The following is a 25,719-nucleotide window of genomic DNA, read 5'->3' as shown; positions in this document are numbered from 1 at the left end:
GGAAAACTTACTGTGAGTTATCTAACACCTAAAACATGTTAGCCCCTATTCAGATTCATGGATAGGGATTAGCCAGATAAACTCATAAACATCCCTGCAATCGTTGCGCTCATAAGGTTAGATAAAGTCGCTGCCAGTAATGCTCTAACACCAAGCCGTGCGATATCTGATGTTCGTTCAGGGACGACTGAGATAAATGCCCCGACCACAACGGCAATCGAACCAAAGTTGGCAAAACCACAAAGAGCAAATGAGATAACAGCAATAGTTTTAGCATCCAAAACCACTATCGGATCGTTTAAATAGGAAGAGAAGTTCACATAAGCCACAAATTCGTTGATTGCCAGCTTCTGCCCAATCAAACTCCCAGCTAAATCCGCATGTTCCCAGTTAACGCCCATAATGTAGGCTAATGGTGAAAAAAGATAACCAAACAGCTTCTCCAAACTTATACCTTGCCAGCCCAACATCTCACCAAAACCACCAATAAGGCCATTAATTAATGCTATCAGGGCAACAAAAGTCATGACCACCGTTGCTACGCCAACCGCGATCTTTAGTCCCAACATAGCACCACCCGCGGCGGCTTCGATAATGCTGGCAGGCCGTTTTTCACTAAATGAAATGTGTTCAAATTGGACTTGTGAAGGCTCTATCGCAGGGCTGAGTAAACGAGCAAATAAAATACCACCTGGGATCGCCATCAATGATGCAGCCAGAAGATATTCTATCGGGACACCTAATCCGGCATATCCAACCAGCATCGAACCAGCAATTGATGCCATGCCGCTGCACATCACTGTGAAAAGCTCATTGCGATTCATTTTGTTAACAAAGGGTCTTAAAACGGCCGGTAGTTCATTTTGCCCAAGGAATATTGTTGTTACTGCGGCAAAAGCTTCTATTTTGCTAATTCTCATCGCTTTCTGGAACGCATATCCCAAGATATTAATAATCCATTTCATGATACCAAGATAATAGAGGATCGATATTAGTGAAGTAATAAAAATTATTGCTGGCAAAACTTGAAATGCAAAAATAAACCCTGCACCGTCAAACAACTCATTCATTTTAGGGCCAACTAAACTGCCAAAGATAAATGAACCTCCTGCTGAACTGTAAGAAATAACGGCATTGACGCCATTAGCCACATTATTAATCAACCATTTCCCAGCAGGGATATAAAGCATAATCGCCCCAAGCGCTATTTGGAGAAATAATGCAGCCCCTACTGTAGGTAAGTTGATTCTTTTTTTATTGACTGAGAATATATAACCGATAGAAAGCAATATCACCACACCCAATAAGCTGCGTAAAATATCCATGATTACATTCCTATTTTTTAGCCAACCCAAAAAAGAACGAATATATTGCTAAGTTTTTTCAGGCTGGCATTTATTTTATTATAATTTTGGATAAAAATTTGGATGGAATTTATTGTGTTTTATTTATCTCTTGATAAGCAACAGCAATTTTAGCTGCTAACCTAGCATTATTGAAAACCAATTCAATATTCGCCTGTAAACTTTCTCCACCGGTGATTTCTGTAACTCTCGCCAGCAGGAAAGGCGTACTTTCTTTACCCAAAATACCCTGGTTTTCTGCTTCATGAACCGCCTGTTCAATTGCACTATTGATCCGTTCTTCCGGCATAGCAAATGGCTCAGGAATCGGATTGGCGATCACAATTCCACCATTCAGCCCTGAATGCCATTTTATTTTCATGGCTTGGGCTATTTGTTGAGGATCATCAAGCCTTACACTGACAGGAAATTGACTGCTACGACAGAAGAAGGCGGGTAGTTTTTCTGTCTGGTAACCCACCAGAGGCACGCCATGAGTTTCCAGATATTCCACCGTTAACCCTAAATCAAGAATGGATTTAGCACCAGCGCATACAACGGCAACATTGGTCATAGCCAATTCTTGTAAATCAGCCGAAATATCAAAGGAACGTTCAGCACCGCGATGAACACCACCAATACCTCCTGTGGCAAACACAGCAATACCTGCCATTTGTGCAATAATCATAGTTGAAGCCACCGTCGTTGCACCATGTTTGCCCGCCGCAATAACAAAAGGTAAATCACGACGGCTAACTTTGCTAACCAGATGCCTTTCTTTCGCCAAGAATTCAATTTCATCATGGGATAACCCAACTTTTATTCTTCCCTCAATAATCGCGATAGTTGCCGGAACTGCACCATTTTCCCGAATACACTGTTCAACTTTTAAAGCGGTTTCCCTATTTCGTGGATAAGGCATACCGTGAGAAATAATTGTCGATTCCAACGCAACGACAGGACGATTCTCTGCCAATGCGTGAATCACCTCTGGAGCAATATCTAAATACTCATTTAATGCAACATTCTTATTCATGATGTTAATTCCAACAGTTTTTTTACTCTACTACAGGATAAATTTGGGTAATTAGTCAATTCTGAAGATAAAGTCAGCGCAGAACAGCCTTGTGAAAAACGGATGCTCTCTTCTAATGCCATCCCTTCCAACCAACAATATGCAAGGCCAGCCATCATGGCATCACCCGCCCCATTGGCATTGACAATATTGATGGGAATGGCTGGCGAACACCCAGCAACACCGCCAATTTCACTGTAATACACCCCTTCTGTTCCCATACTCAAGGCGAGTCGCTGAACACCTTGCTGATGAAACCAGGCAGCCGCATCAATAGCATCAGCCAATGTCGTAATTTTTATTCCACTCAGTATTTCAGCTTCAAGCCGATTGGGTTTTAAGGTATGGATGTAAGATAACCAATGACGGATTTTGTTCGCTTTAAATGTCGATACGGTATCAACAAAGATCGGAATATTTTCTGCGTGATTGAATAACCACTCTAATGCATCTTGTGTTAAATTACAGTCAATGATCAATACACCCGCGTTTTTAATTAAAGACTGAGATTGAGATAATAAGGCAGGCGTAAGTTGTTCCAATATATCCATATCATTAACAGCAACCCGCATTTCACCTCGCTCATCTATCAATGAATGGTAGGTCGATGTATTTTCACCGGGCAATTGATGAAGATAATCTGTATAAACACCCGATAATTTTGTTTGTTCAAATAATGTTTCTCCATAAATATCATCACCAATAACAGAAATTAGATAACTTTCTTTGCCTAATAAAGCAATGTTATGCGCAATATTTCGCCCTACCCCACCTGCCGTAGATTTATTTTTCCCTGGGTTAGAATCTTCATAGATTAATTCAGAAAATACGTAACTGGTAACATCCATGTTAGCGGCACCGACCGTTACAGCATAACAATTTTCTGAAAGGATATACCCTTTTCCTTTAACATTCCCTTTTTTAGTCAGATTCATAATATGCCCCGCGACACATGAACGGCTAATTCCAAGAATGTCGGCGATTTCCTGCTGCTGAATAAAAGGGTCTCGCCTAATAATCTGTAATATCTGTTTTTCTCGATTTGCCATATCATGTCCTTACTCATGTTTGAACATGACAGCTTTTTATTTCATCGTTGCGTGACAGTAAAGTTTATTTATATAGTTTATTGTCATTGTGAGAAAGTGATCGTAAGCCATATGAAAAAGCATTTACTCACGATAAATGTGACAGAAATAACAACATTAATAATGAAAGTTTACTCAAGGAAAGGATTTTGTACCAATTAATCGAACATATAATGTTTTATATTGTGATAATAACTGTAAAAACAATCAGATGCATAAAACGCAAAATTAAACCAACATCTGTTTGTTTTTCTATTATTCTTAATTTTTAGACAATTAGAGAATGGCTTGTTACATCCAATGATGATTTATCTCACAAACCTTATTGGTTAAGAAAATCAGCATAAAAAAAAGGTGCTGAAATAACAGCACCAAAATAGTGACACCCAAAATCGAAATTAATCTTTTTTATCTAACGGAAAAGGAACAGGATGTTTCGTATTGTAGTTAAAGGTATACATTGCTGTTATGACCATCATGACAACTAGCGTCCATACCACTTCTTTGGCTCCGGTTCCCAAAACTGCCCAGACGCAATAAACGAAGGCAATAAACGTAATAGTGATATATCGCGTTTTCTCTTGCCCAAGATGACCATGACCAATTAACAGCAAAGCTGCACAGGTATACAGGTAAGGTATCAAGGTAAAAATCACGGAGACAGACGAAACCAACCCAAATTCTCTCGCTGCATTTGGCGAAATACTGCTGAGTTGGAAAATCGTCATTAAAACACCCAATATCAACAACCCCGCAACTGGCGTTCCTGCTTTGTTCACTTTGGCAAAGATTGAGGGAAACAGCCCATCATCTGCGGCAGCTTTGGCTGTTTGCCCTGCAAGCAATGTCCAGCCACCCAATGATCCTAAACAGCCTGCCGCTGCACAAAAGGCAACTACGGCTCCCGCGGTATCTCCCAACGCCAATCGAGCGGCATCGCCAAATGGTGAAGATGAAATTTTCAACGCCGCGTTGGGGATCATGCCCATAATCACGCTGCTAGACAGCACATAACAGACAGCCGCAATCAGCACACCACCAATAGTCGCAATCGGCACGTTACGCTTGGGATTTTTAACCACGCCAGCCGCAACAGAAGCACTTTCAACACCAATAAAAGACCATAATGTGACGTTTAAAATACTCTGAATCGCGCCAAAGGTATTTAACCCACTGACGTTCCACGCGTCCATATAGGTCTTGCCGTTGAACCAGAACCACCCCAATACGGCGGTTGCGACAATCGGAATCAATGCTAAGGTTGTCGCTACCGCTTGCACTCGGGTAATAACATGCGGCCCGATAATGTTCAAAATGACAAATATCCACAATATGACTGTACAAGTGATGGTTAAAATAATGGGATCTTTCAGGATAGGGAAAAAATAGCTCAGGTAACCAACGCCAATCACAACCATGGCGATATTGCCGATCCAACACGCCAGCCAATATAAAATATTGGTCTGATAGCCTAAAAAAGGACCAAAAGCCCGTCGTGCATAAGCATAAGATCCCCCCGGGCTATCATCCAGTGAGGAAACTTTCGCATAGACGATTGATAACCCCACAGCACCAATGATAGTCACCAACCAGCCAAGGATCGCAATACCGCCTGTTGATGCCAGGCTGGCAGGCAAAAGAAAAACACCCGATCCCATGATGTTACCCGCAACCATCAGAGTAACGGGGATCAATCCGACTTTTTTTGCCTCTGAAACATTTGCCTCTGAAACAATAGCCATAATTTATCTTCCCGTTTTCACTTTTTTATACACATGACGTGATAAATGCCGTTGATAATCTCTGTGCCTTCCGTTTCATGCTCAAAACCCGGAAATTCGTGATCCCACTTTTGTAATGCGTGTAAATATCCAATTTGGGGACTGGTTTTATCACCAAAGTTTTCGCCTGAAAGCAGCATGGGAATACCCGGTGGATATGGGATGATAGAGTTCGCCGCAATGCGATGGGGTAAATCATCCAATGCCACCATTTCCACATTATTGGTCACGATGGCCTGGTAAGCAGCTCGCGGCGTCATTTCCATTTTAGGCAGACCAGCATATGCCCGATTTAGTTTTTCACCCGGATTATTCTGCCGCAAATAATCGAACATTTTATCGCCTAACTCTTTCAATCCTAATTGCTCATACACTTCTGGGTACTGATCTACCAAATCTGGCAAAACCTTACTTAAAGGCGTGTTGGCATCATAGTGGTGTTTGAAAGAGAGTAAGGTGTTAAGCAATGTTCCCCATTTTCCTTTGGTGATCCCCATTGAAAACAGGAACATAATTTGGAAATCCGTAGTACGGGTTGGTACGATACCGTGCTGGCTTAACCATGCGGTAACCAATGCGGCTGGCACGCCCTGTTTTTTCAACTTACCGTTTTCTCCCATGCCTGGAGCCAATATGCTGACTTTAATCGGATCAAGCATACTCCAGTTATCCGGTAAATCTTCAAATCCGTGCCAACTGTCCCCCGGACGCATGGCCCAACAACTTTGTTCTTTCGCCAGTAATTCCTTGGGCGCATCCTCAAAAGCCATTTTCTTACCGGTGGCAGGATCGGTCACTTTTTCCTGATTCCAGGGCTTAAAGAACCAGTCCCCCTTCTTATTGAAATCTCGATTTAAACGCGCTAATGCCTGACGAAAATCAATGGCTTCCTCAATGACCTCCTGAGTCAAGGAATAGCCGCTATTGCCATCCATCATTGCAACCGCGATATCGTTTGAAGCGCAAATCGCATACAGAGGAGAAGTTGTTGCATGCATCATGTAGGCTTGATTAAACCGTGAAAAATCCACCGGATTGCGTCCGTCCCGTACATGGATAAAAGAAGCCTGGGAGAGCGCATTCAACAACTTATGAGATGAATGGGTAGCAAAGACTGTCGGCCCTGAGTGGTCTTTCGGATCGCCGCGCATGGCAAAATGATCATGATAAATCGGGTTAAACCGCGCATAACCATACCATGCTTCATCAAAATGGATTCTATCGACGCTTTTATCCAATAACGCCTGTACATGTTTGGCGTTATAACAGACACCATCATAGGTACAGTTTGTCACTACGCTATAAACGGGTTTCTGGCTCGCTATATCCTGAGTCAGTGGATTTTGTTTCAGTTTTTTCTGTAATGTTTTGGCCTGCATTTCTTGTGGATAAATAGGCCCGATGATGCCATAGCGGTTACGGCTCGGCAGCATATAAACCGGTTTAGCGCCGGTCAGTATCAGCCCCTGCTCAATGGATTTATGGCAATTCCGATCGATGATGACCACATCATCTTCGGTCATACAAGCCTGCATAATCGTGCGATTAGAGCCTGACGTTCCCACCACGACAGAATAAGAATGATCTGCGCCAAATACTCTGGCTGCGTTTCTTTCACTTTCACCAAATGCACCGGAATGATCTAATAGCGAACCCAATGAAGCGCGTTCAATTCCCATATCAGTACGGAAGAGGTTTTCCCCATAATAGTCATGATAAAAGCGGCCAACCGGTGTTTTATTAAAGCCGACTCCCCCTTGATGTCCAGGTGCCGCCCAGGAATATTCATAAGTTCGGCTATATTTCATTAATGCTGACATTAAAGGCGGAAATAATTGTTGGCGATAACGCTGCATAGCGGCAATAGCACGACCCGCAATAAAATCCGCAGAATCTTCCAATATCCAGGCAAATTCAGTTAACTGTTCCAGTAATTCATGATTTAGCAAAAATACCGCTTTTTCCCGATCACTCAACAAAAAGACTGGAACATTTTCCTGTCGTTCAAATAATTTATTGAGTAGTTTCTGTATTTGAAGATATAAATCATCATCTATGAGTGCGCAGCTTATCATTACACAATCGAACGGTTCATTGGCTGAAATTATTGTATAGCTATCATCAAAAGACTCAGCAATAACAACAGCCACGTCTTTTTCAATTAATTTATCAGCCAACCTATGCACAGCATTTCCCACATAGTGACTATGATATCTTGTACCCACTTCGTTTTCTGCTATCAATACTTTCATGACATGATTCCTTACTCTATCTCTACTTGAACTGACAGGATAAATTCAGAGTTACTTAGCAATGACCATCGAATAATTGATACGATCAAGAAAATTTAACGATGCTAAATATGTCACAGTAAAAGTTATCAACAATATAATTGTATAAATAAACTATTTGTTAAAATATAATTTTATTATTAAAAATCACACTGATTAATATAGTGTCTATTTGAATTTGTGCAATCCATTTGTTTTTGTCCATCTCTCAAACTTGGCGTTTATGGATTTAGTCAGAGCCAGAGCACAATAGCGTAACCCTGTGGATTTTCTTTACCCGCGTTACCATGGAAAGGTACGGGATATCATTAAGTCAATGCTAATGATGCCCATCACTAAATTATGGGGACAATAATGAAAGAACATCCTGACTTATGGGCCGATTTATTAAACGGTCTAAGAAACGCTTGGCCACAAATTTCTGGCTCTATTTTGGCCATCATGATTTGTTATGGCCGACTTATTTATGATGGTGTAGAGCGAAAAAATCGCTGGGTTGAGCCGCTATTATGTGGAGCGCTATCGTGGGGATTTTCCAGTGGACTGGAACTATTTGGTATTCCCAACAGTATTTCACCTGCACTCGGTGGTACTGTTGGTTTTATTGGCGTAGAGAAAATACGCGAGTTTGCTATTCGTGCCATCAATAAACGCTTAGGAGATCACAATGACAAGAGGAATTCGTAACCACAACCCCGGCAATATCCGTCATGGTGACAAATGGCAGGGTTTACGTGATATCCAGACAGACAAATCATTTTGCCAATTTGTGGCGCCGGAATATGGTATACGGGCAATGCTAAAAATTCTGCGCAACTACGAACGCAAATACGGAGACAATACTATTCGCCAGTTTATTTCCCGCTGGGCGCCACCAAATGAAAATGACACTGAGAGCTATATCGCTTATGTATGTCAATCAGTTGGCATAGCCAGCAGTGCGGTGGTCGATGTAGAAAACGTCGCCATGATGAGCCGACTGGTTAAAGCTGTCATTCAAATGGAGAACGGCCAACAGCCTTATTCCGATGAGATCATTAAGCAAGCATTTGAATTGTTATGAGTTCTTAATCACCGCCTACAGGCGGTGATTTTATCCCCCGTCATCCGCAATTTTAGCGACCAGGTAGCAAAAATATAACTTGCTTAATATTCGGGATCATGCGTTAATAGCCAGGTCGGTTTGAAAGACAGACCTCATACAAAGCAGTTTATTAAAGCAGTTCTCATCCTCAGGCGTTATCCCAGATATCCCCTTCTTTTTGAGTTTCTCCATTAAGCGCTAAGTAGTTTCTGTAAAACAAGCCATATTCACCTAACAAGGCTCAATCAAAGGAAATATCACATGTCTAATAAAATGACTGGTTTAGTAAAATGGTTTAATGCGGATAAAGGTTTTGGTTTTATCTCCCCTACCGATGGCAGCAAAGACGTGTTCGTACACTTCTCCGCTATTCAGAGTAACGACTACCGCACTCTGTTCGAAGGCCAGAAGGTCGAGTTCTCCATCGAGAACGGTGCTAAAGGCCCAGCAGCAGTAAACGTTGTGCCTACAGCGTAAAATCTTCCCTGAATCCCTCCTCTGCGACAACGAAGACGGCCTCTGGCTTGAGTGGGCAGAGTGACGGGATGTCAGAATATTTTCAGTTGCCGGTATGGATAAAGCCGAGCCGGTTTCTGAAACATCCCTCTTTGACTTCATTATCAATAAAACTTAAGCGTTCTATCCGTTGAAAGCTTAATCTTAATTTCCTGAACTACTAAAATCTCCTGCTCCCACAGTGTTCCCGTGCCAGTTAATCCTCCTTCTAACGAAGAGATATTTATGCCAATCCAATTTCAAATTGCAGCTTGCAAATCAATATGATTGTTTATATCTCCCCGCTACGCGGAGATATAAGACGCATCTTGAAAGACGATTGGTATATGTCAGAAATGCCCGCCATAGATTATGTAAGAACAAAACATTATATAGCGGTTTTTAAGAACTTAATTCTTAAGGGCCAGTATGTGATAGCCTCCTAGAGCGCCATGAGTGTTCTGTTAAGCCCCGCCCAAAAACGCTCCACACAAGTACACTATCAGAATTTTTAAAAACCACTATCAAAAATAGATGGTCTAAGTCCCTTTTATAACTGAAATTTAAAAAATAAAGTACCTGCTCATAAAGAGTTAGTTCTTCATCTCCAGTGTGGAGTAATGCCACACAAATCATTTTTAATTCATCAACCAAGCTAACCAGTCTTGCGAGCAGGAGTTAAGCAATGCCTATGTCATGCAATAATATTAACAACGAGAACCAACTTTCATTAGAGAATGCTTCTGCATCTCCCTCTTACAAATTCCCACTCAGTTCTCCCCAGCAAGTTGTCTGGCTCGACCAGCTCTTCCGTCCTCATAGCACCTGCTATAACTTGGGTTCAGTAATTCTGGTTGAAGGAAAGTTGGATGACGCGCTGTTAGTACGCGCTGTTGAAACCGTTGTTTATCGTCATGATGCATTGCGTTTACGACTCATTAAAACGCAGGAATTACCGCTGCAAGCGCTTACTAATACCTTGCCTGTATCCGTGACAATCCACGATTTCTCAGATCATGAAAACGCCGAAGAGCAGGCTAAACAATATATCCGTACTGCCTTCATGCGACCGTTCGATTTAAACAGTGAACTCTGGCGTTTTGCCCTGTTACGGGTGAGTGATCATCGTTGGTACTGGCATTTCTGCTGTCATCATCTCATCGGAGATGGGAACACGTTAGGGCTTATTCCCGAAGAAATAGCCAACACGTATACCAGGTTAAGCAGGGAAGAAGAATTTACTGAAACGGCGCCCTCTTATCTTGACTTTATTAATGAGGATGATGCCTATTTAAACTCACCGCGCTATCGACAAGACCAGCAATTCTGGTCAGAGCGTTATAAAAACTTACCGCCTGCTTTAATTCAACCTTCAAATTTAGAGAAAACAACAGATAACGAACATGCCGAACCGCTAATTTGTCCACTGGATAAAACGCTCTTCCAGCGAATCGAAGAAACTGTCGCTGCACACGGATTATCTGTCCTGCATTTTATGTATGCCGCGCTGGCCTGCTATTTTTCACGCACGGCTTACTCGCTGACAAACCATCCCGAAGATGAAGATATTGTTATTGGTATTCCCGTACATAACCGTAAGAACAACAAACAAAAACGCACGGTAGGAATGTTTTCGTCGGTGATCCCGGTTGGTATCACGGTTTCGCCCCATGATACTTTTCTTGATGTGATGGACAAAACTGCAACGGAATTGCGTCGTTGCTACAAACGTCAGCGTTTGCCAGTCGCAGAAATCAATCGGCTTATACAAATCCAACAGCAGACCGGACGTACCCAGTTATTCGATATCATGCTGTCATTTGAGTGGATAGATGTGAATGCCGATATACCCGACGCCACACTCAAATACTGCCAAGTACAACGTGGTGCACCGTTCCCGCTTGTTATCGCTGTCCACCAATATGCATTTGCTAACAGTGAAGATGCCCAGAAACCGGTCACACTTGAGTTTAATTTTTCCCCCAATTACCTGAGTCGTGCTGAAGTAACAGCACTCCACTCCCGTCTTATGGTGTTAATTGAAGCCGCCCTGACGTCCCCGCAAACCCCGATCCGACGCTTACCTCTATTACCGCCAGAAGAGCAACAATTGCTGGCAGATTTCAATGCCACACAGATGGATTTCCCGCCAGAGACCTTAATCCATCCCCCGTTTGAAGCACTGGCCGCGCAACAGCCCAATGCGCCCGCCGTGGTATTTGAAGAACAAACGATGAGTTATGGCGAACTGAACCGGCGCGCTAATCAGTTGGCCCATTATTTGATTGCGCGGGGCGTCCGTCCAGACAAGCGCGTGGCGATTTGTGTCGAGCGCAGTCTGGATATGGTGGTCGGCTTACTGGCTATTCTTAAAGCTGGCGGCGCCTATGTCCCGCTCGATCCAGCCTACCCGACTGAACGGCTAACCTATATGCTCAACGATGCGGCGCCCGTGGTTCTGCTGACCCAGGGCTCGTTAGCTAACACCCTGAACAGTACAGACACCGGTTATCTCACCCTGCTGCTTGATGCGCCGGCAATGTCTCTCGCAGAACAACCGACTGACAATCCTGACACGCAGAATATGGGGCTGACACCCCACCATCTGGCCTATGTTATCTACACGTCTGGCTCCACCGGATTACCCAAAGGCGTAGAAATGCCGCTGGCCGCTTTGTCAAACTTACTGCAATGGCACTCACACCCCGCCGGCACGGGCAAAACCCTGCAATTTGCCGCGCTGGGATTTGATGTCGCTTTTCAGGAAATCTTTACCACCCTGAGTGAAGGCGGCTGTCTGGTTCTGGTTAATGAAACCCAACGGCGGGCGCCGCAACAGCTCCTCCGGCTGATTCAGCAACAACAGATTGACCGCGTTTTTCTGCCCTATATTGCGCTCCAGCATCTGGCTGAAGCCGCCAGTGACAGTGAAGAGGATTTTTCCTGCCTGGCGCATATCATCACCGCCGGCGAGCAATTGCGTATTACACCGGCCATTGCGCGCTTCCTGCAACGGGCTGATTGCCGGTTACATAATCACTATGGCCCGACAGAAAGCCACGTTGTCACGGCATATTCATTGGATAAGGCGATGGCGCCATGGCCAACACTGCCCCCCATCGGTCGCCCGATTGCCAACAACCGTATTTATATCCTTGATGGCAGCGGCCAGCCCGTACCTTTGGGCGTGACCGGAGAAATTTATATCGCCGGCGCTGGGGTGGCCCGTGGATATCGAAACCGGCCGGAACTGACCGCTGAACGTTTCCTTGTTGACCCGTTTTCCCCAAATCCCAATGACCGCATGTACAAAACCGGCGACCTCGGCCGCTGGCGGCCTGATGGCAATATCGAATATCTTGGCCGCAATGATTTTCAGGTCAAACTGCGGGGATTCCGTATTGAACTGGGGGAAATCGAAACACAGCTGATGCAGTGTCACGGGGTGCGCGAAGCCGTGGTGATTGCCCGCGAAGATGAACCTGGCGAGAAACGGCTGGTGGCCTATCTGCGGCCGCTGGCGGGCGCTAAACTCATGCCGGCTGAACTGCGTCAGCAACTCGCCCGACACCTGGCCGACTATATGTTACCCAGTGCTTTTGTGATACTGGAAACTTTCCCACTCACACCCAATGGCAAACTTAACCGTCAAGCCCTGCCTGCACCGGATGCGTCAGCCGTGGCAACGCGCCGCTATGAAGCGCCAGTCGGTGACACAGAAACCGCACTGGCTAAAATCTGGCAGGACTTGCTGGGGCTGGAACGGGTTGGCCGCCATGATCATTTCTTTGAGCTGGGCGGGCATTCCCTGCTTGCCGTCCAGCTTGTCGCCCGTATCCGTCAGCGACTGGCGCGGGAATTACCGTTACAAACCCTGTTTGCCCAACCCGTCCTGTTGGCGCAGGCCCAGACGCTAACGGATACGGCCACGCTCACACAAACCGTGATCCCACTGGCTGATCGCAGCCAGCCCTTGCCTTTATCCTTTGCCCAACAGCGGTTATGGTTCCTCGGTCAGCTCGATCCGGCGGCGAGTCAAGCCTATTATATTCCTGTAGCACTACGCCTGACGGGGCAACTTAATCATCACGCCCTAACCACCGCACTTGATCGTCTGATGGCTCGGCATGAAAGTCTGCGGACACGTTTCGTGCTGGTTGCAGGGCAACCCAGCCAGCAAATCGCCCCGGCGGATATCGGTTTTGCCCTGTCCTGTCAGGACTTGCGCCAACTCGATCCCGCTCTGCATATCGAGCGGGTAACTGAACTCGCGACCCTTGAAGCCCAAACGCCTTTCGATTTTGCTCAAGGCCCCCTGATCCGTGGTCAACTGCTGCAACTGGCGGATAAGGAACATGTGTTACTGCTCACCCTGCACCACATTATCGCTGACGGCTGGTCCATTGGGGTGCTGATACGCGAACTGGGTGTTTTCTATCATGCTGTCCTTAATGACCAGAATGATCCTTTGCCGCAACTTCCCATTCAGTACGCCGATTATGCCGTCTGGCAGCGTGAATGGTTGCAAGGAGAAAGTTTTACTGCACAGCGAAACTTCTGGCTCCGGCAACTTGAAAATGCGCCCGCGTTATTATCACTCCCCACTGATCGGCCACGCCCAGCAGTACAAACTTATATCGGCAGACAAGTGCCTTTCCACCTTGATGCCTCAGTATTAAATTCACTTAAGGAACTCGGACAACGCCATAACAGTACCTTATTTATGGTTCTGCTGGCTGGTTGGAGTATTGTACTCAACAGGCTTAGTGGTCAGGATGATATTGTTATCGGCACCCCTGTCGCCAATCGCCCGCACCGTGAGCTTGAGGAGTTGGTTGGTTTCTTCGTCAATACACTGGCCTTACGCGTTACATTCAATGACGATCTCAGTGTGGCTGATCTGATGGCACAGGTTCGGGAGCGAGCGCTAACCGCCTATGCTCATCAGGATCTGCCCTTCGAGCAGGTGGTGGAAATATTACAACCTGAACGTAACCTGAGCCATAGCCCAATCTTTCAGGTCATGCTGGCTTTAGATAATACGCCGGTTCAAGGCCAAACACTGTCCAGTTTGCAGATCTCCCGAGTTGAGCTGGCGACCCATAGCGCCCATTTCGATTTAATGTTGTTGTTAACTGAAACCGACTCTGGTTTGGTTGGCGGACTGGAATATGCCTCTGATCTGTTCGATGCCGAAACTGTTGAACGTATGGTCGGCTATCTACAACGAGCACTGGCAGCAATGGCAGCCGACGCAACCCAAGCCATTGCGACTTTGCCGATATTGTCAGCTTTAGAGCGACAACAACTGTTGGTGAGTTTTAACACCACTCAAGCAGACTTCCCGCAAGACGCCCTGATCCACCAACTGTTTGAAGCGCAGGTGATCAACAGCCCCACGGCTACAGCGATAGTGTGTGAAGCTCAGACACTCAGTTATGATGAATTGAACCGCCAGGCTAATCGACTGGCTCATCATCTTATAGCTTTAGGGGTACGTCCGGATGATCGGGTAGCAATTTGTGTTGAACGCGACCTGAACATGATGGTGGGTTTACTGGGTATTCTTAAGGCGGGTGGGGCCTATGTGCCGTTTGATCCGGCCTATCCAACCGAACGGCTGATGTATATGCTTGCAGACTCAGCGCCGCGAGTAATACTGACCCAAACAAAACTTGTTGACAGGCTACCTGGTACGATACCCACCGTTTTACTCGATAACGTCCTCAGCAACCAAGAACCTTTTCTGCCAGTTTATAATCCCGACGCACAAGCACTGGGACTCACCTCACGCCATCTGGCCTATGTGATCTACACGTCAGGCTCTACAGGTTTGCCTAAAGGCGTGGCAATCGAACACCGCAATACTGTGAATTTCCTGACCTGGGTACAACAGACGTTTAGTCAGGAGGAGTTGGCACACACCCTTTTTGCTACTTCCCTGAATTTTGATTTGTCGGTATACGAATGCTTTGCCCCTCTGCTCCTTGGTGGTACGGTTCACCTTGTTACTGACATACTGTCACTGGTCAATACAAGTTCAACCAACCCAAAACCATCACTTAGCCTTATCAACACCGTGCCATCGGCTATCGCTCAGCTGGTGGAAACCAATGCGCTACCCATGGATATTCGGACGGTCAATTTAGCGGGAGAAAAAGTAAAGTCACACATTGTTGAACATTTATTTTCTCACTCTGCCGTACAGAATGCGTGCAACCTGTATGGTCCTTCTGAAACCACGACGTATTCGACCTGGACGCGGATGAATCGGGCAACCGGCTTTGCCAACCATATTGGTCGCCCAATTGCCAATACCCAGATTTATATTTTGGATGTACATACCCAGCCTGTACCACTTGGTGTTATTGGGGAAATACATATTGCCGGCGCTGGGGTTGCCCGTGGTTACCTGAATCGCCCTGAACTGACCGCAGAACGTTTTCTCACTGATCCGTTCTCCTCAGATCCCGACGCCCGCATGTACAAAACCGGCGACCTCGGCCGTTGGTTGCCCGATGGCAATATCGAATACCTCGGCCGCAATGATTTTCAGGTTAAACTACGTGGCTTCCGCATTGAACTGGGCGAAATCGAAGCCCAATTGATGCAGTGCTATGGTGTGCAAGAAGCAGTAGTGATTGCCCGTGAAGATACTGATACTGTTTATGGAAATGCCGAAGAGATAAACACGGGGGGACAAAAACGACTCGTCGCCTATTTGCGACCTCAGAACGGCGTTGAGCTACTTCCCGCACAACTGCGCCAACAACTTGCGCAATACCTCGCTGAATACATGCTACCCAGTGCCTTTGTGGTACTTGACACTTTCCCGCTGACTGCCAATGGTAAACTTGACCGTCAAGCCCTTCCCGCCCCTGATGCGTTTTCAGTGATCGCACGTGGTTATGAAGCGCCACATGGCGAGGTAGAAATCGCTCTGGCGCAGATCTGGCAAGATCTCTTGGGATTGGAACAAGTCGGCCGTCATGACCATTTCTTTGAGCTTGGCGGTCATTCATTGATGATTGTCAGCCTGATCGAACAGCTATACAGCCTGGGCTGGCAGCTTGATGTTCGCAGTGTGTTCTCTGCACCTGTCCTGACTGAGATGGCACAGGCAATTACAAGTGATATCGACACGTTCGTGGTGCCGCCTAACCGTATCCCTACCGATTGCACGGCCATTACGCCTGATATGCTGCCACTGGTTTCATTGTCCCAAACCGAGATTGATGCCATCGTTGCCGCAACGCCTGGCGGTGCCAGCAATATACAGGATATTTATCCATTGGCACCGTTACAAGACGGGGTTCTGTTCCATCACTTGCGCCAAACACAAGGTGACACTTATCTGTTACAAACCCTGCTTGCTTTTGAAACTCGTGAGCGTCTTGACACCTTCCTGTCCGCATTCCAACACGTCATTGACCGCCACGATATCCTGCGCACCGCGGCCTGCTGGCAAGGATTGATAAGGCCAGTCCAGGTAGTCTGGCGCCAGGCACCGTTGTATATCAATACCTTCGTTCCTGACACGGCAGATAACGTCCTGTCCCAGCTACAGGAGCATACCAGCCCGCGTCGGCATCGCCTCGATTTGAGCCGTGCTCCGCTATTCGCTGCTGATATCGCCCATGATCCGGCACAGGATGAATGGTTGCTCTCTCTGCGTTTCCATCATCTGGTCAGTGACCATATGACACTTGAGCTGATTTTTGCCGAAATTGCCCAAATACAAGGGGGTTATGCTGATACCCTGCCGGCAACGTTGCCCTACCGCAACTTTATCGCTCAGACTTTAAGTGTGCCGGGTACTGAGCATGAAGCTTATTTCCGTTCTCAACTGGCGGATATCGACGCACCGACAGCCCCCTTCGGTGTACTCTCAATGCAGGATGATAATGAACCGAACGTCGAAGCCCATCTCTCGCTCGATCCTGCTCTGGCGGAAGCGATACGTTCTCAAGCTCGCCGTCTGGGAGTCAGTTCAGGTGTCCTGTTTCATGTCGCCTGGGCGCATGTGCTGGCACAAACCAGCGGCCGCGATGATGTGGTCTTTGGTTCCGTATTATCAGGCCGATTACAGGGAGGTGCAGGCGCTTCCCGAATATTGGGGATGTTTATCAATACCTTGCCGATACGAATTTCCCTAGCCGATCATAGCGTGCAGGAGCTGGTACAGCTTACCTATCACAATTTAACGACACTGCTGGAACACGAGCAAGCACCATTAGCACTGGCCCAACGTTGTAGCGGTGTGGCACAGTCAATACCCCTGTTCAGTACGCTACTCAATTACCGTCACAGCCAAATTATCGAAGGCGACGAAGCTAATGTCATTGAAATACCTCAAATAGATATGCGTATCGTTGCCATTGAGGAACGGACTAACTATCCGATAACCTTATCGGTAGATGATATGGGCGTCGGTTTCCGCCTGACCGCACAAACGGTGGCAAGTATTGATCCGACGCGCATAATTACTTATCTGGCGACCGCTATCAGTGGATTGGTTGACGCTTTGGCTCACAAACCACGACGATTAATCCAAGAGCTATCAATTTTACCCGCGTCAGAGCGGCAACAACTGTTGGTGGACTTTAATGCCACGCAAGCAGATTTTCCACAAAATGCCTTGATCCACCAGCTATTCGAAACCCAGGTGAAACATCATCCCGATGCAATAGCCATCGTGTTTGCAGAGCAATGCCTGAGCTATGACGAACTTAACCGCCGAGCCAATCAGTTGGCCCATTACCTGATTGCGCTGGGTGTACGTCCAGACGATCGAATTGCCATCTGTGCCGAACGCAGTCTGGAAACGGTGGTTGGCTTGCTGGCTATTCTCAAGGCTGGCGGGGCTTACGTGCCACTTGATCCAAGCTACCCGACTGAACGACTGGTTTATATGCTTGAAGATGCAGAGCCTGTGGTTCTGCTGGCCCAAACAGCACAAGTTAGCAGATTAAACAACCTGATACCTACCGTATTGCTTGATACCCAAGAACCGTTTTGGGCGGCACAACCCACTCACAATCCCAATACACACGCATTAGGTCTGACATCACAGAATTTAGCTTATGTGATCTATACCTCTGGCTCTACCGGCCAACCTAAAGGTGTGATGATCGAACATCGTAATGTTCTTCGTCTTATCGTTAATAGTGGCTTTGCTGATATTGATTCGAATGATTGTGTCGCCCATTGTGCCAATATTGCTTTTGATGCCTCGACCTGGGAAATTTGGTCCGCCTTGCTCAATGGCGCCCGCCTGCATGTGGTGCCACAATCAGTGTTACTCGAGCCGGCACATTTCTGTGATGCGCTGATCAAGGAACGCGTCACCGCCCTCTGGTTGACTGTGGGTTTATTCAACGAATATCTCGATAGCCTCAAGCCCCTGTTTGGACAATTGCGCTATCTGCTTATCGGCGGTGATGTACTCGATCCAAGGAAGATACAACAGGTGCAATCGGCTGAATCTCAACCCGTTCACCTGATAAATGGCTATGGGCCAACAGAAACCACAACATTTGCTACTACCTATGCGCTGAGTTCCCCCGTTGATGTGACGCGTTCCATTCCTATCGGCCGCCCGATTGCCAATACCCAGATTTATATCCTGGACTCACACGGCCAACCCGTCCCTCGCGGTGTGACAGGGGAAATTTATATTGCCGGTGCCGGCGTAGCCCGTGGTTACCTGAATCGACCTGAACTGACTGCCGAACGTTTCCAGACCGATCCCTTCGCTTCACAGCCAGATAGCCGCATGTACAAAACCGGTGATCTCGGCCGCTGGCTGCCCGATGGCAATATTGAATACCTCGGCCGCAATGATTTTCAGGTTAAGCTGCGTGGCTTCCGTATCGAGCTGGGAGAAATCGAAGCCAGATTGAGCCAATGTGACGGCGTACGTGAAGCGGTCGTGATCGCCCGCGAAGATGGAAAACGACTGGTGGCCTATCTGTTACCGCAACAGGGATTTGAACTGGAACCCGCGGCACTGCGCCAGCAACTCGCTCAACATCTCGCTGACTATATGTTACCCAGTGCTTTTGTCACGTTGACGTCCTTCCCGCTGACGCCCAATGGCAAACTCAACCGTCAGGCCCTGCCTGCGCCTGAACTGTCAGCCGTAGTCGCTCACGGCTACGAAGCCCCCGTCGGTGAGACAGAAATCGCTCTGGCTCAGATTTGGCAAGAGTTACTCGGACTGGCACAAGTAGGCCGCCATGATCATTTCTTTGAATTGGGTGGCCATTCCCTGCTTGCCGTCCAACTCGTCGCACATGTACGCCAAGATTTGGCACGAAATTTGTCACTCCAACAGCTCTTTGATCAACCCATATTGACAGACCTGGCTCAAACACTTAATGGCACTTCAGCTATAGCCCAGATAACAATCCCTGTTACTGATCGCAACCAGCCGTTACCTCTGTCCTTTGCTCAGCAAAGATTGTGGTTCCTGAGTCAGATCGATCAAGCGGCCAGCCTGGCCTATCATATTCCTTTGGCATTACGCCTGATCGGTCAACTTAATCGTCCGGCCTTAATCCGTGCATTTAACCAATTGATCGCCCGACATGAAAACTTGCGTACTTGCTTTGTGCTGGTTTCCGGCCAGCCTTATCAGCACATCGAACCGACTGACATTAACTTTGCCCTGTCTTACCAAGACTTACGCTCGCTGGCACCAGAAACGCACTCCGTCCATATTGCTGATTTGACCGCCCTTGAAGCACAAACGCCTTTTGACTTTACCCAAGGCCCGCTAATCCGCGGTCACTTGCTGCAACTGGCAGACGAAGAGCACGTATTGCTGCTTACCCAGCATCATATTATTTCTGACGGCTGGTCCATCGGTATACTCATGCATGAACTCAGTGTGCTTTATCGCGCCATCCTCGACGGCCAAGATGTCCCCTTGCCGCCATTGCCGATCCAGTACGCCGACTATGCGGTCTGGCAACGTGGATGGTTGCAAGAATCCACCCTCACTGCACAACGCGATTTCTGGTGTACCCAGCTTGCCGACGCACCAGCCTTACTGTCTCTCCCAACCGACCGACCGCGTCCGGCGACACAAACTTTTGTCGGTGGTCGAGTGCCTGTACAGTTTGATGCCGCTTTATTGGCGTCATTAAGAAAGCTTGGACAGCGCCATAACACTACCTTGTTTATGACTGTGCTGGGTGCCTGGAGTATTGTATTGTCCCGGCTGAGTGGTCAGGATGATATCGTTATCGGTACACCTGTCGCTAACCGACCACACCATGAACTTGAAGGATTAATCGGTTTCTTCGTTAATACACTGGCCTTACGCGTCAGCCTGAATGATCCCATCACTATCACTGACCTGCTGGCTCAGGTTCGGGAGCGGGCGCTCGCCGCTTATGCTCATCAGGATCTGCCCTTTGAACAGGTGGTGGAAGCGCTCCAGCCTGAACGCAATCTCAGCCACAGCCCGATCTTCCAGGTGATGTTGGCTTTAAATAATACCCCCGCCCAAGCGCTGGCATTATCCGATATCCAATGCATCCCCATTGAACAGGCACATCCCAGCGCTCACTTTGACTTAACCTTGTCACTGACCGAAACCGAGGCCGGTCTGGTCGGTGATTTGGCCTATGCAGCCGATCTGTTTGACGCCGCAACCATTGAGCGTATGGTCGGTTACTTAACCCATGTGCTGACGGCTATGGCGGCGGATGAAACCCAACCCATTGCCACTTTACCGATGCTGCCCGCCTCAGAACGGCAACAACTGCTGGTGGACTTCAACGCGACGCAGATGGATTTTCCGCAAACGGCGTTGATCCATCAACTGTTCGAATCTCAGGCAGAACAGTGTCCCGATGCCACTGCCGTAGTCTACGAAGACCAAACGCTGAGCTATGGTGAATTAAACCACCGCGCCAATCAATTAGCCCATTACCTGATTACGCTAGGGGTACGTCCAGACGATCGCGTCGCCCTCTGTGCCGAGCGTAGTCTGGAGATGGTAGTCGGCTTACTGGCTATCCTCAAAGCGGGCGGGGCTTATGTGCCGCTCGATCCCATTTATCCGGCCGAACGGCTGGCTTACATGGTTGAAGACGCTGCTCCGGTGGCGTTACTCACGCAATCGGCACTGTCCCGATCAGAGTGGCTCGCCCAGTTTAACGCCTTGCCAACCGTCTTACTGGATAATCCCGAGCCGTACCTGACAACCCAACCTGCTGATAATCCAGACGCACAGGCATTGGGTTTAGCGTCACACCATCTGGCCTATGTCATTTATACTTCCGGTTCGACCGGTCAACCGAAAGGGGTAATGATCGAACATTTTAGCCTGTGCAATTTGATCACGACTCAGCAACATGCGCTGGCGCTAACCCCAGCTAGTCGCGTCTTACAGTTTGCTTCAAACAGTTTCGATGCCTGTATTTGGGAATGTTGTATGGCTTTAATGGCCGGCGGGCGTCTCTATCTGGCCAAACGGGCCAATCTGCTGCCTGGAGCCATACTGTCCGGTTACTTAACCGAGCAGGCCATCAGCCATGTTCTCCTGTCGCCCACTGCGTTGGCCGCAATGGATTCCCTGCCCGATACCCTGCAAACCTTGCTGGTGGGAGGAGAGGCCTGTCCATCAACCTTAGTTAAACGCTGGTCATCAGGACGACAAATGCTCAATGCCTATGGGCCGACGGAAATCACGGTCTGTGCTACGCTCTATGCCTGTTCCTGCGCAGAAGATAGCTCAACCGATAATCCACCGCCGATTGGCCGCCCCATAGCCAACACCCAAATCTATCTCCTTGATACCCATTATCAGCCTGTCCCGCTGGGTGTCATAGGGGAGATCTATATTGCTGGTGCGGGAGTTGCCCGCGGTTATCTTAATCGTCCCGAACTCACTGCCGAACGCTTCCTCGCTGATCCGTTCTCTTCCAACCCCAACGCACGGATGTACAAAACGGGGGATCTCGGGCGCTGGCTCGCCAATGGCAATATCGAATACCTCGGCCGCAATGATTTTCAAATCAAGCTCCGTGGTTTCCGCATTGAATTGGGGGAAATCGAAACCAAACTCACGCAATGTGATGGGGTACGTGAAGCGGTGGTGGTTGCTCGCGAAGATCAAGGCCAGAAACGACTTGTTGCCTATCTGCTGCCAGAGGAAAGCGCTGAATTGGCGCCAGCCAAACTGCGCCAACAACTTGCCCGGCACCTCGCTGACTATATGCTACCCAGCGCCTTTGTCACGCTGGCATCCTTCCCGTTAACGCCAAACGGCAAGCTTGACCATCAGGCGCTGCCTGAACCCGATGCATCCGCTATCGTGATGCACCGCCATGAATCCCCGATAGGTGAAGCGGAAACCACCCTGGCACAAATCTGGCAAGAGCTATTGGGATTGGAACAAGTCAGCCGCCACGACCACTTCTTTGAACTTGGCGGTCACTCGTTGATGATAGTCAGCCTGATCGAAGAACTGCGCCAGCTGGGTTGGCAACTTGACGTTCGCAGTGTATTCGCCGCGCCCATCCTGATCGATATGGCCCAGAATCTCCAGCGTGATACCCATACCTTTATCGTGCCACCCAACCTGATACCCGAAGGCTGTACCGCTATTACGCCCGCTATGCTGCCGCTGGTTTCCCTGTCCCAGGCTGAGATTGATGCCATCGTTAATACTGTTTCTGATGGGGTAAGTAATGTACAGGATATCTATCCATTGTCGCCCTTGCAAGAAGGCATCCTGTTCCATCATCTGTTGCAGGCACAAGGCGACACCTATTTATTGCAAATCATACTTGCCTTCGATACCCGTAAACGTCTTGAGGCTTTTCTAGGTGCCTTACAGCAAGTTATTGATCGTCATGACATCCTGCGCACGGCGGTTTACTGGCAAGATTTGGCGCAACCGGTTCAGGTGGTTTGGCGTCAGGCACCGCTCACTGTCCGTGAATTCATCCCAATCTCGACCAACGATATTCCGGAGCAGTTACAGGCTCATACCGATCCGCGCCAACATCGTATCGACCTGACTCAAGCCCCCTTATTTACGGCTGATATGACCCTTGATCCGGCACAAAATGAGTGGTTGCTGGCACTGCGTTTCCACCATCTGGTCAGCGACCATATGACACTGGATCTGGTTTTCGCTGAGATTACCCAAAGATTACGAGGAAATGTGGAGGCTCTGCCTACCACGCTACCCTATCGCAACTTTATCGCCCAGATCCTAAATGTACCGAGTTCAGTGCATGAGGATTACTTTCGCGAACAGCTCGCCGATATTGATGAACCCACGGCGCCGTTCGGTGTACTCGCTATTCCTAAAAACGCGCCAAACGACACTAAACCTGTCTCTGTCGCCAAATCCAGGCTTTTACTCACTCCTGAACTGGCGGAAGCCATTCGTGTTCAATCCCGCCGTTTGGGTGTCAGCCCAGGCGTCCTGTTCCACGTAGCTTGGGCGCAGGTATTAGCCCAGACTAGCGGTCGTGATGATGTGGTGTTTGGCTCCGTGTTATTGGGCCGCCTGCAAGGTAATACAGGTGCTGATCGTATATTGGGGATGTTTATCAATACGTTGCCAATTCGTATTTCTCTGGCCGGACGTACCGTACAGGAAATCGTGCAGGATACCTACCATAACCTGACCACCTTGCTGGGGCATGAACAGGCCCCATTAGCGCTGGCACAACGGTGCAGTGGCGTGGCGCAACCATTGCCACTGTTCAGTGCCTTGCTGAATTATCGCCATAGCCAGACTGACAAGGGAGACACCATTGACACAATCTGGACAGATATGCGACTGGTTGCGGCTGAAGAGCAGACCAACTATCCCATTACCCTGTCAGTCGATGATTTAGGGGATAATTTCCAATTAACCGCCCTGACCGTGACAGAAATTGCGCCAGAACGCATCACCGCCTATCTGGAAACGGCCATTAACGGCCTGATCGAAGCCCTGATCCACAACCCACAACAATTGATCCTAGATGTTCCAATCTTGCCGGAACCAGAGCGGCAACAACTGCTGGTAGGCTTTAACCCAACCCAAGTGGATTTTCCGCAAAATGCCCTGATCCATCAACTCATTGAAGCTCAAGCATTACAACGTCCCCATGCCACCGCCGTGATTTGCGCAGGCCAGACATTGAGCTATGCAGAATTGAACCAACATGCCAACCGTCTGGCTCATCATTTGATTGCGCTAGGGGTGCGTCCAGATGATCGCGTCGCTATCTGTATCGAACGCAGTCTGGAGATGGTGGTCGGCTTACTGGCGATCCTCAAGGCAGGCGGTGCCTATGTCCCGCTCGATCCAACCTATCCGGTTGAACGGTTAGCCTATATGCTCAGGGATTCAGCTCCCGTTGTTTTATTGACCCAGACGGCACAAGTCAACAAGCTGCCTGACACCGTGCCGACGATCTTGCTTGACTCTTTATGTGACCACCATGAAACCTTGCTGGCGACACAACCGACGGATACCCCAAACGCCCAAGCACTGGGACTGACATCACGTCATTTAGCCTATGTCATTTACACATCGGGTTCGACCGGCCAGCCTAAAGGGGTGATGGTCGAACATCGCAATGTCGTTAGCCTTATCATCAATAATGGCTTTGCCAATATTAGCCCTGACGACTGTATTGCCCATTGCGCCAATGTCTCATTTGATGCCGCCACGTGGGAAGTGTGGGCGAGCCTGGTTCATGGCGCACGTATTCTGTTAATTCCAGAAAAAACCTTGTTACAACCCACTGATTTTGGTCAGTGCTTGTCAACGGAGGGTGTCAGTGCGTTATTCCTGACCACGGCACTGTTTAACCAATATGCGAGTTTAATTGCGCCAGCGTTGTCTGGTTTGCGTTATGTCCTTTTTGGTGGCGAACAGGGTGATACCCGTCCTGCCATTCGCCTTAGAACCGAACATTCACCCAAACATTTACTGCATGTGTATGGGCCAACTGAGACAACCACATTTGCCACCGCCTATGAAATCCCTGTTCTGGAAGACAAAAACGTTGAAGGTAAAGGCAGAAAAATTCCCATCGGCCACCCGATCGCGAATACCCAGATCTATATCCTGAATCAACAAGGCCAGCCTGTCCCTTCTGGGGTTGCCGGTGAAATTTATATTGCCGGTGCTGGGGTTGCCCGTGGCTACCTGAATCGCCCTGAACTGACCGCTGAACGCTTCCTGGCCGATCCGTTCTCTCCAGAGCCTGATGCCCGCATGTACAAAACCGGTGACCTCGGCCGCTGGTTGCCCGATGGCAATATCGAATACCTCGGCCGCAATGATTTTCAGGTCAAACTGCGTGGCTTCCGTATCGAGTTGGGCGAAATCGAGGCCAGACTGACCCAATGTGACGGCGTGCGTGATGCCGTGGTATTGGCCCGCGAAGATGAACCCGGACAAAAGCGACTGGTGGCTTACCTGCTGCCGCAAGAAGGGATTGAACTGGTTCCGGCTGAGTTACGACAGCAACTCGCCCAGCATCTGGCTGACTATATGTTACCCAGTGCCTTTATCACGCTGGATGCCTTCCCGCTCA

Annotated in this window: 9 protein-coding genes (1 of these 9 cut by a window edge); 4 read left to right on the top strand and 5 right to left on the bottom strand. The window is 48.2% G+C overall.

The annotated features are described in order from the left end of the window. Window positions 1–68: 68 nt before the first annotated feature. From WDV74_RS07880 to adiA, 5 genes are all read right to left on the bottom strand, one after another. Complete coding sequence (locus WDV74_RS07880; RefSeq protein WP_338885401.1) at window positions 69–1,325, bottom strand: NupC/NupG family nucleoside CNT transporter; 1,257 nt, start codon at window positions 1,323–1,325, stop codon at window positions 69–71. Window positions 1,326–1,434: 109 nt separating this feature from the next. Beyond that, window positions 1,435–2,379, bottom strand: a complete 945-nt coding sequence (locus WDV74_RS07875; RefSeq protein WP_338885400.1) for a pseudouridine-5'-phosphate glycosidase — start codon at window positions 2,377–2,379, stop codon at window positions 1,435–1,437. Then, window positions 2,376–3,467, bottom strand: coding sequence for a PfkB family carbohydrate kinase (locus WDV74_RS07870; protein ID WP_338885398.1), 1,092 nt, complete (start codon window positions 3,465–3,467; stop codon window positions 2,376–2,378). Before WDV74_RS07870 ends, WDV74_RS07875 begins: the two co-directional genes overlap by 4 nt. 437 nt (window positions 3,468–3,904) lie before the next feature. After that, window positions 3,905–5,248 (bottom strand): arginine/agmatine antiporter, encoded by a 1,344-nt coding sequence (gene adiC / locus WDV74_RS07865; protein ID WP_338885397.1) that lies wholly within the window; start codon window positions 5,246–5,248, stop codon window positions 3,905–3,907. 17 nt (window positions 5,249–5,265) lie between these two features. Then, complete coding sequence (adiA, locus tag WDV74_RS07860) at window positions 5,266–7,539, bottom strand: arginine decarboxylase (protein WP_338885395.1); 2,274 nt, start codon at window positions 7,537–7,539, stop codon at window positions 5,266–5,268. A 393-nt stretch (window positions 7,540–7,932) separates the two neighbouring features. Here adiA and WDV74_RS07855 point away from each other — a divergent pair, with 393 nt between their 5' ends. The 4 genes from WDV74_RS07855 to WDV74_RS07840 all read left to right on the top strand — a co-directional run. After that, the gene (locus tag WDV74_RS07855; RefSeq protein ID WP_338885394.1) at window positions 7,933–8,265 is read left to right on the top strand and encodes a phage holin, lambda family; all 333 of its coding nucleotides are present in this window, start codon (window positions 7,933–7,935) and stop codon (window positions 8,263–8,265) included. After that, complete coding sequence (locus tag WDV74_RS07850) at window positions 8,246–8,641, top strand: structural protein (RefSeq protein ID WP_338885392.1); 396 nt, start codon at window positions 8,246–8,248, stop codon at window positions 8,639–8,641. The genes WDV74_RS07855 and WDV74_RS07850 overlap by 20 nt, the downstream gene beginning before the upstream one ends. 282 nt (window positions 8,642–8,923) lie before the next feature. Beyond that, window positions 8,924–9,139, top strand: coding sequence for an RNA chaperone/antiterminator CspA (cspA, locus tag WDV74_RS07845; protein WP_074021785.1), 216 nt, complete (start codon window positions 8,924–8,926; stop codon window positions 9,137–9,139). A 703-nt stretch (window positions 9,140–9,842) separates the two neighbouring features. Then, window positions 9,843–25,719: the 5' portion of a non-ribosomal peptide synthase/polyketide synthase gene (locus tag WDV74_RS07840; protein WP_338885390.1), read on the top strand. The gene runs 6,890 nt beyond the window's last position; 15,877 of the gene's 22,767 nt are visible here — the first part of the coding sequence; the start codon lies at window positions 9,843–9,845; its stop codon lies beyond the right edge, outside the window.

The sequence above is a fragment of the Xenorhabdus sp. TH1 genome, assembly GCF_037260955.1.
Lineage (GTDB): Bacteria > Pseudomonadota > Gammaproteobacteria > Enterobacterales > Enterobacteriaceae > Xenorhabdus > Xenorhabdus griffiniae.
The sequence above is the reverse complement of the archived record's forward strand: the minus strand, read 5'-3'. Positions and strand labels throughout refer to the sequence as shown.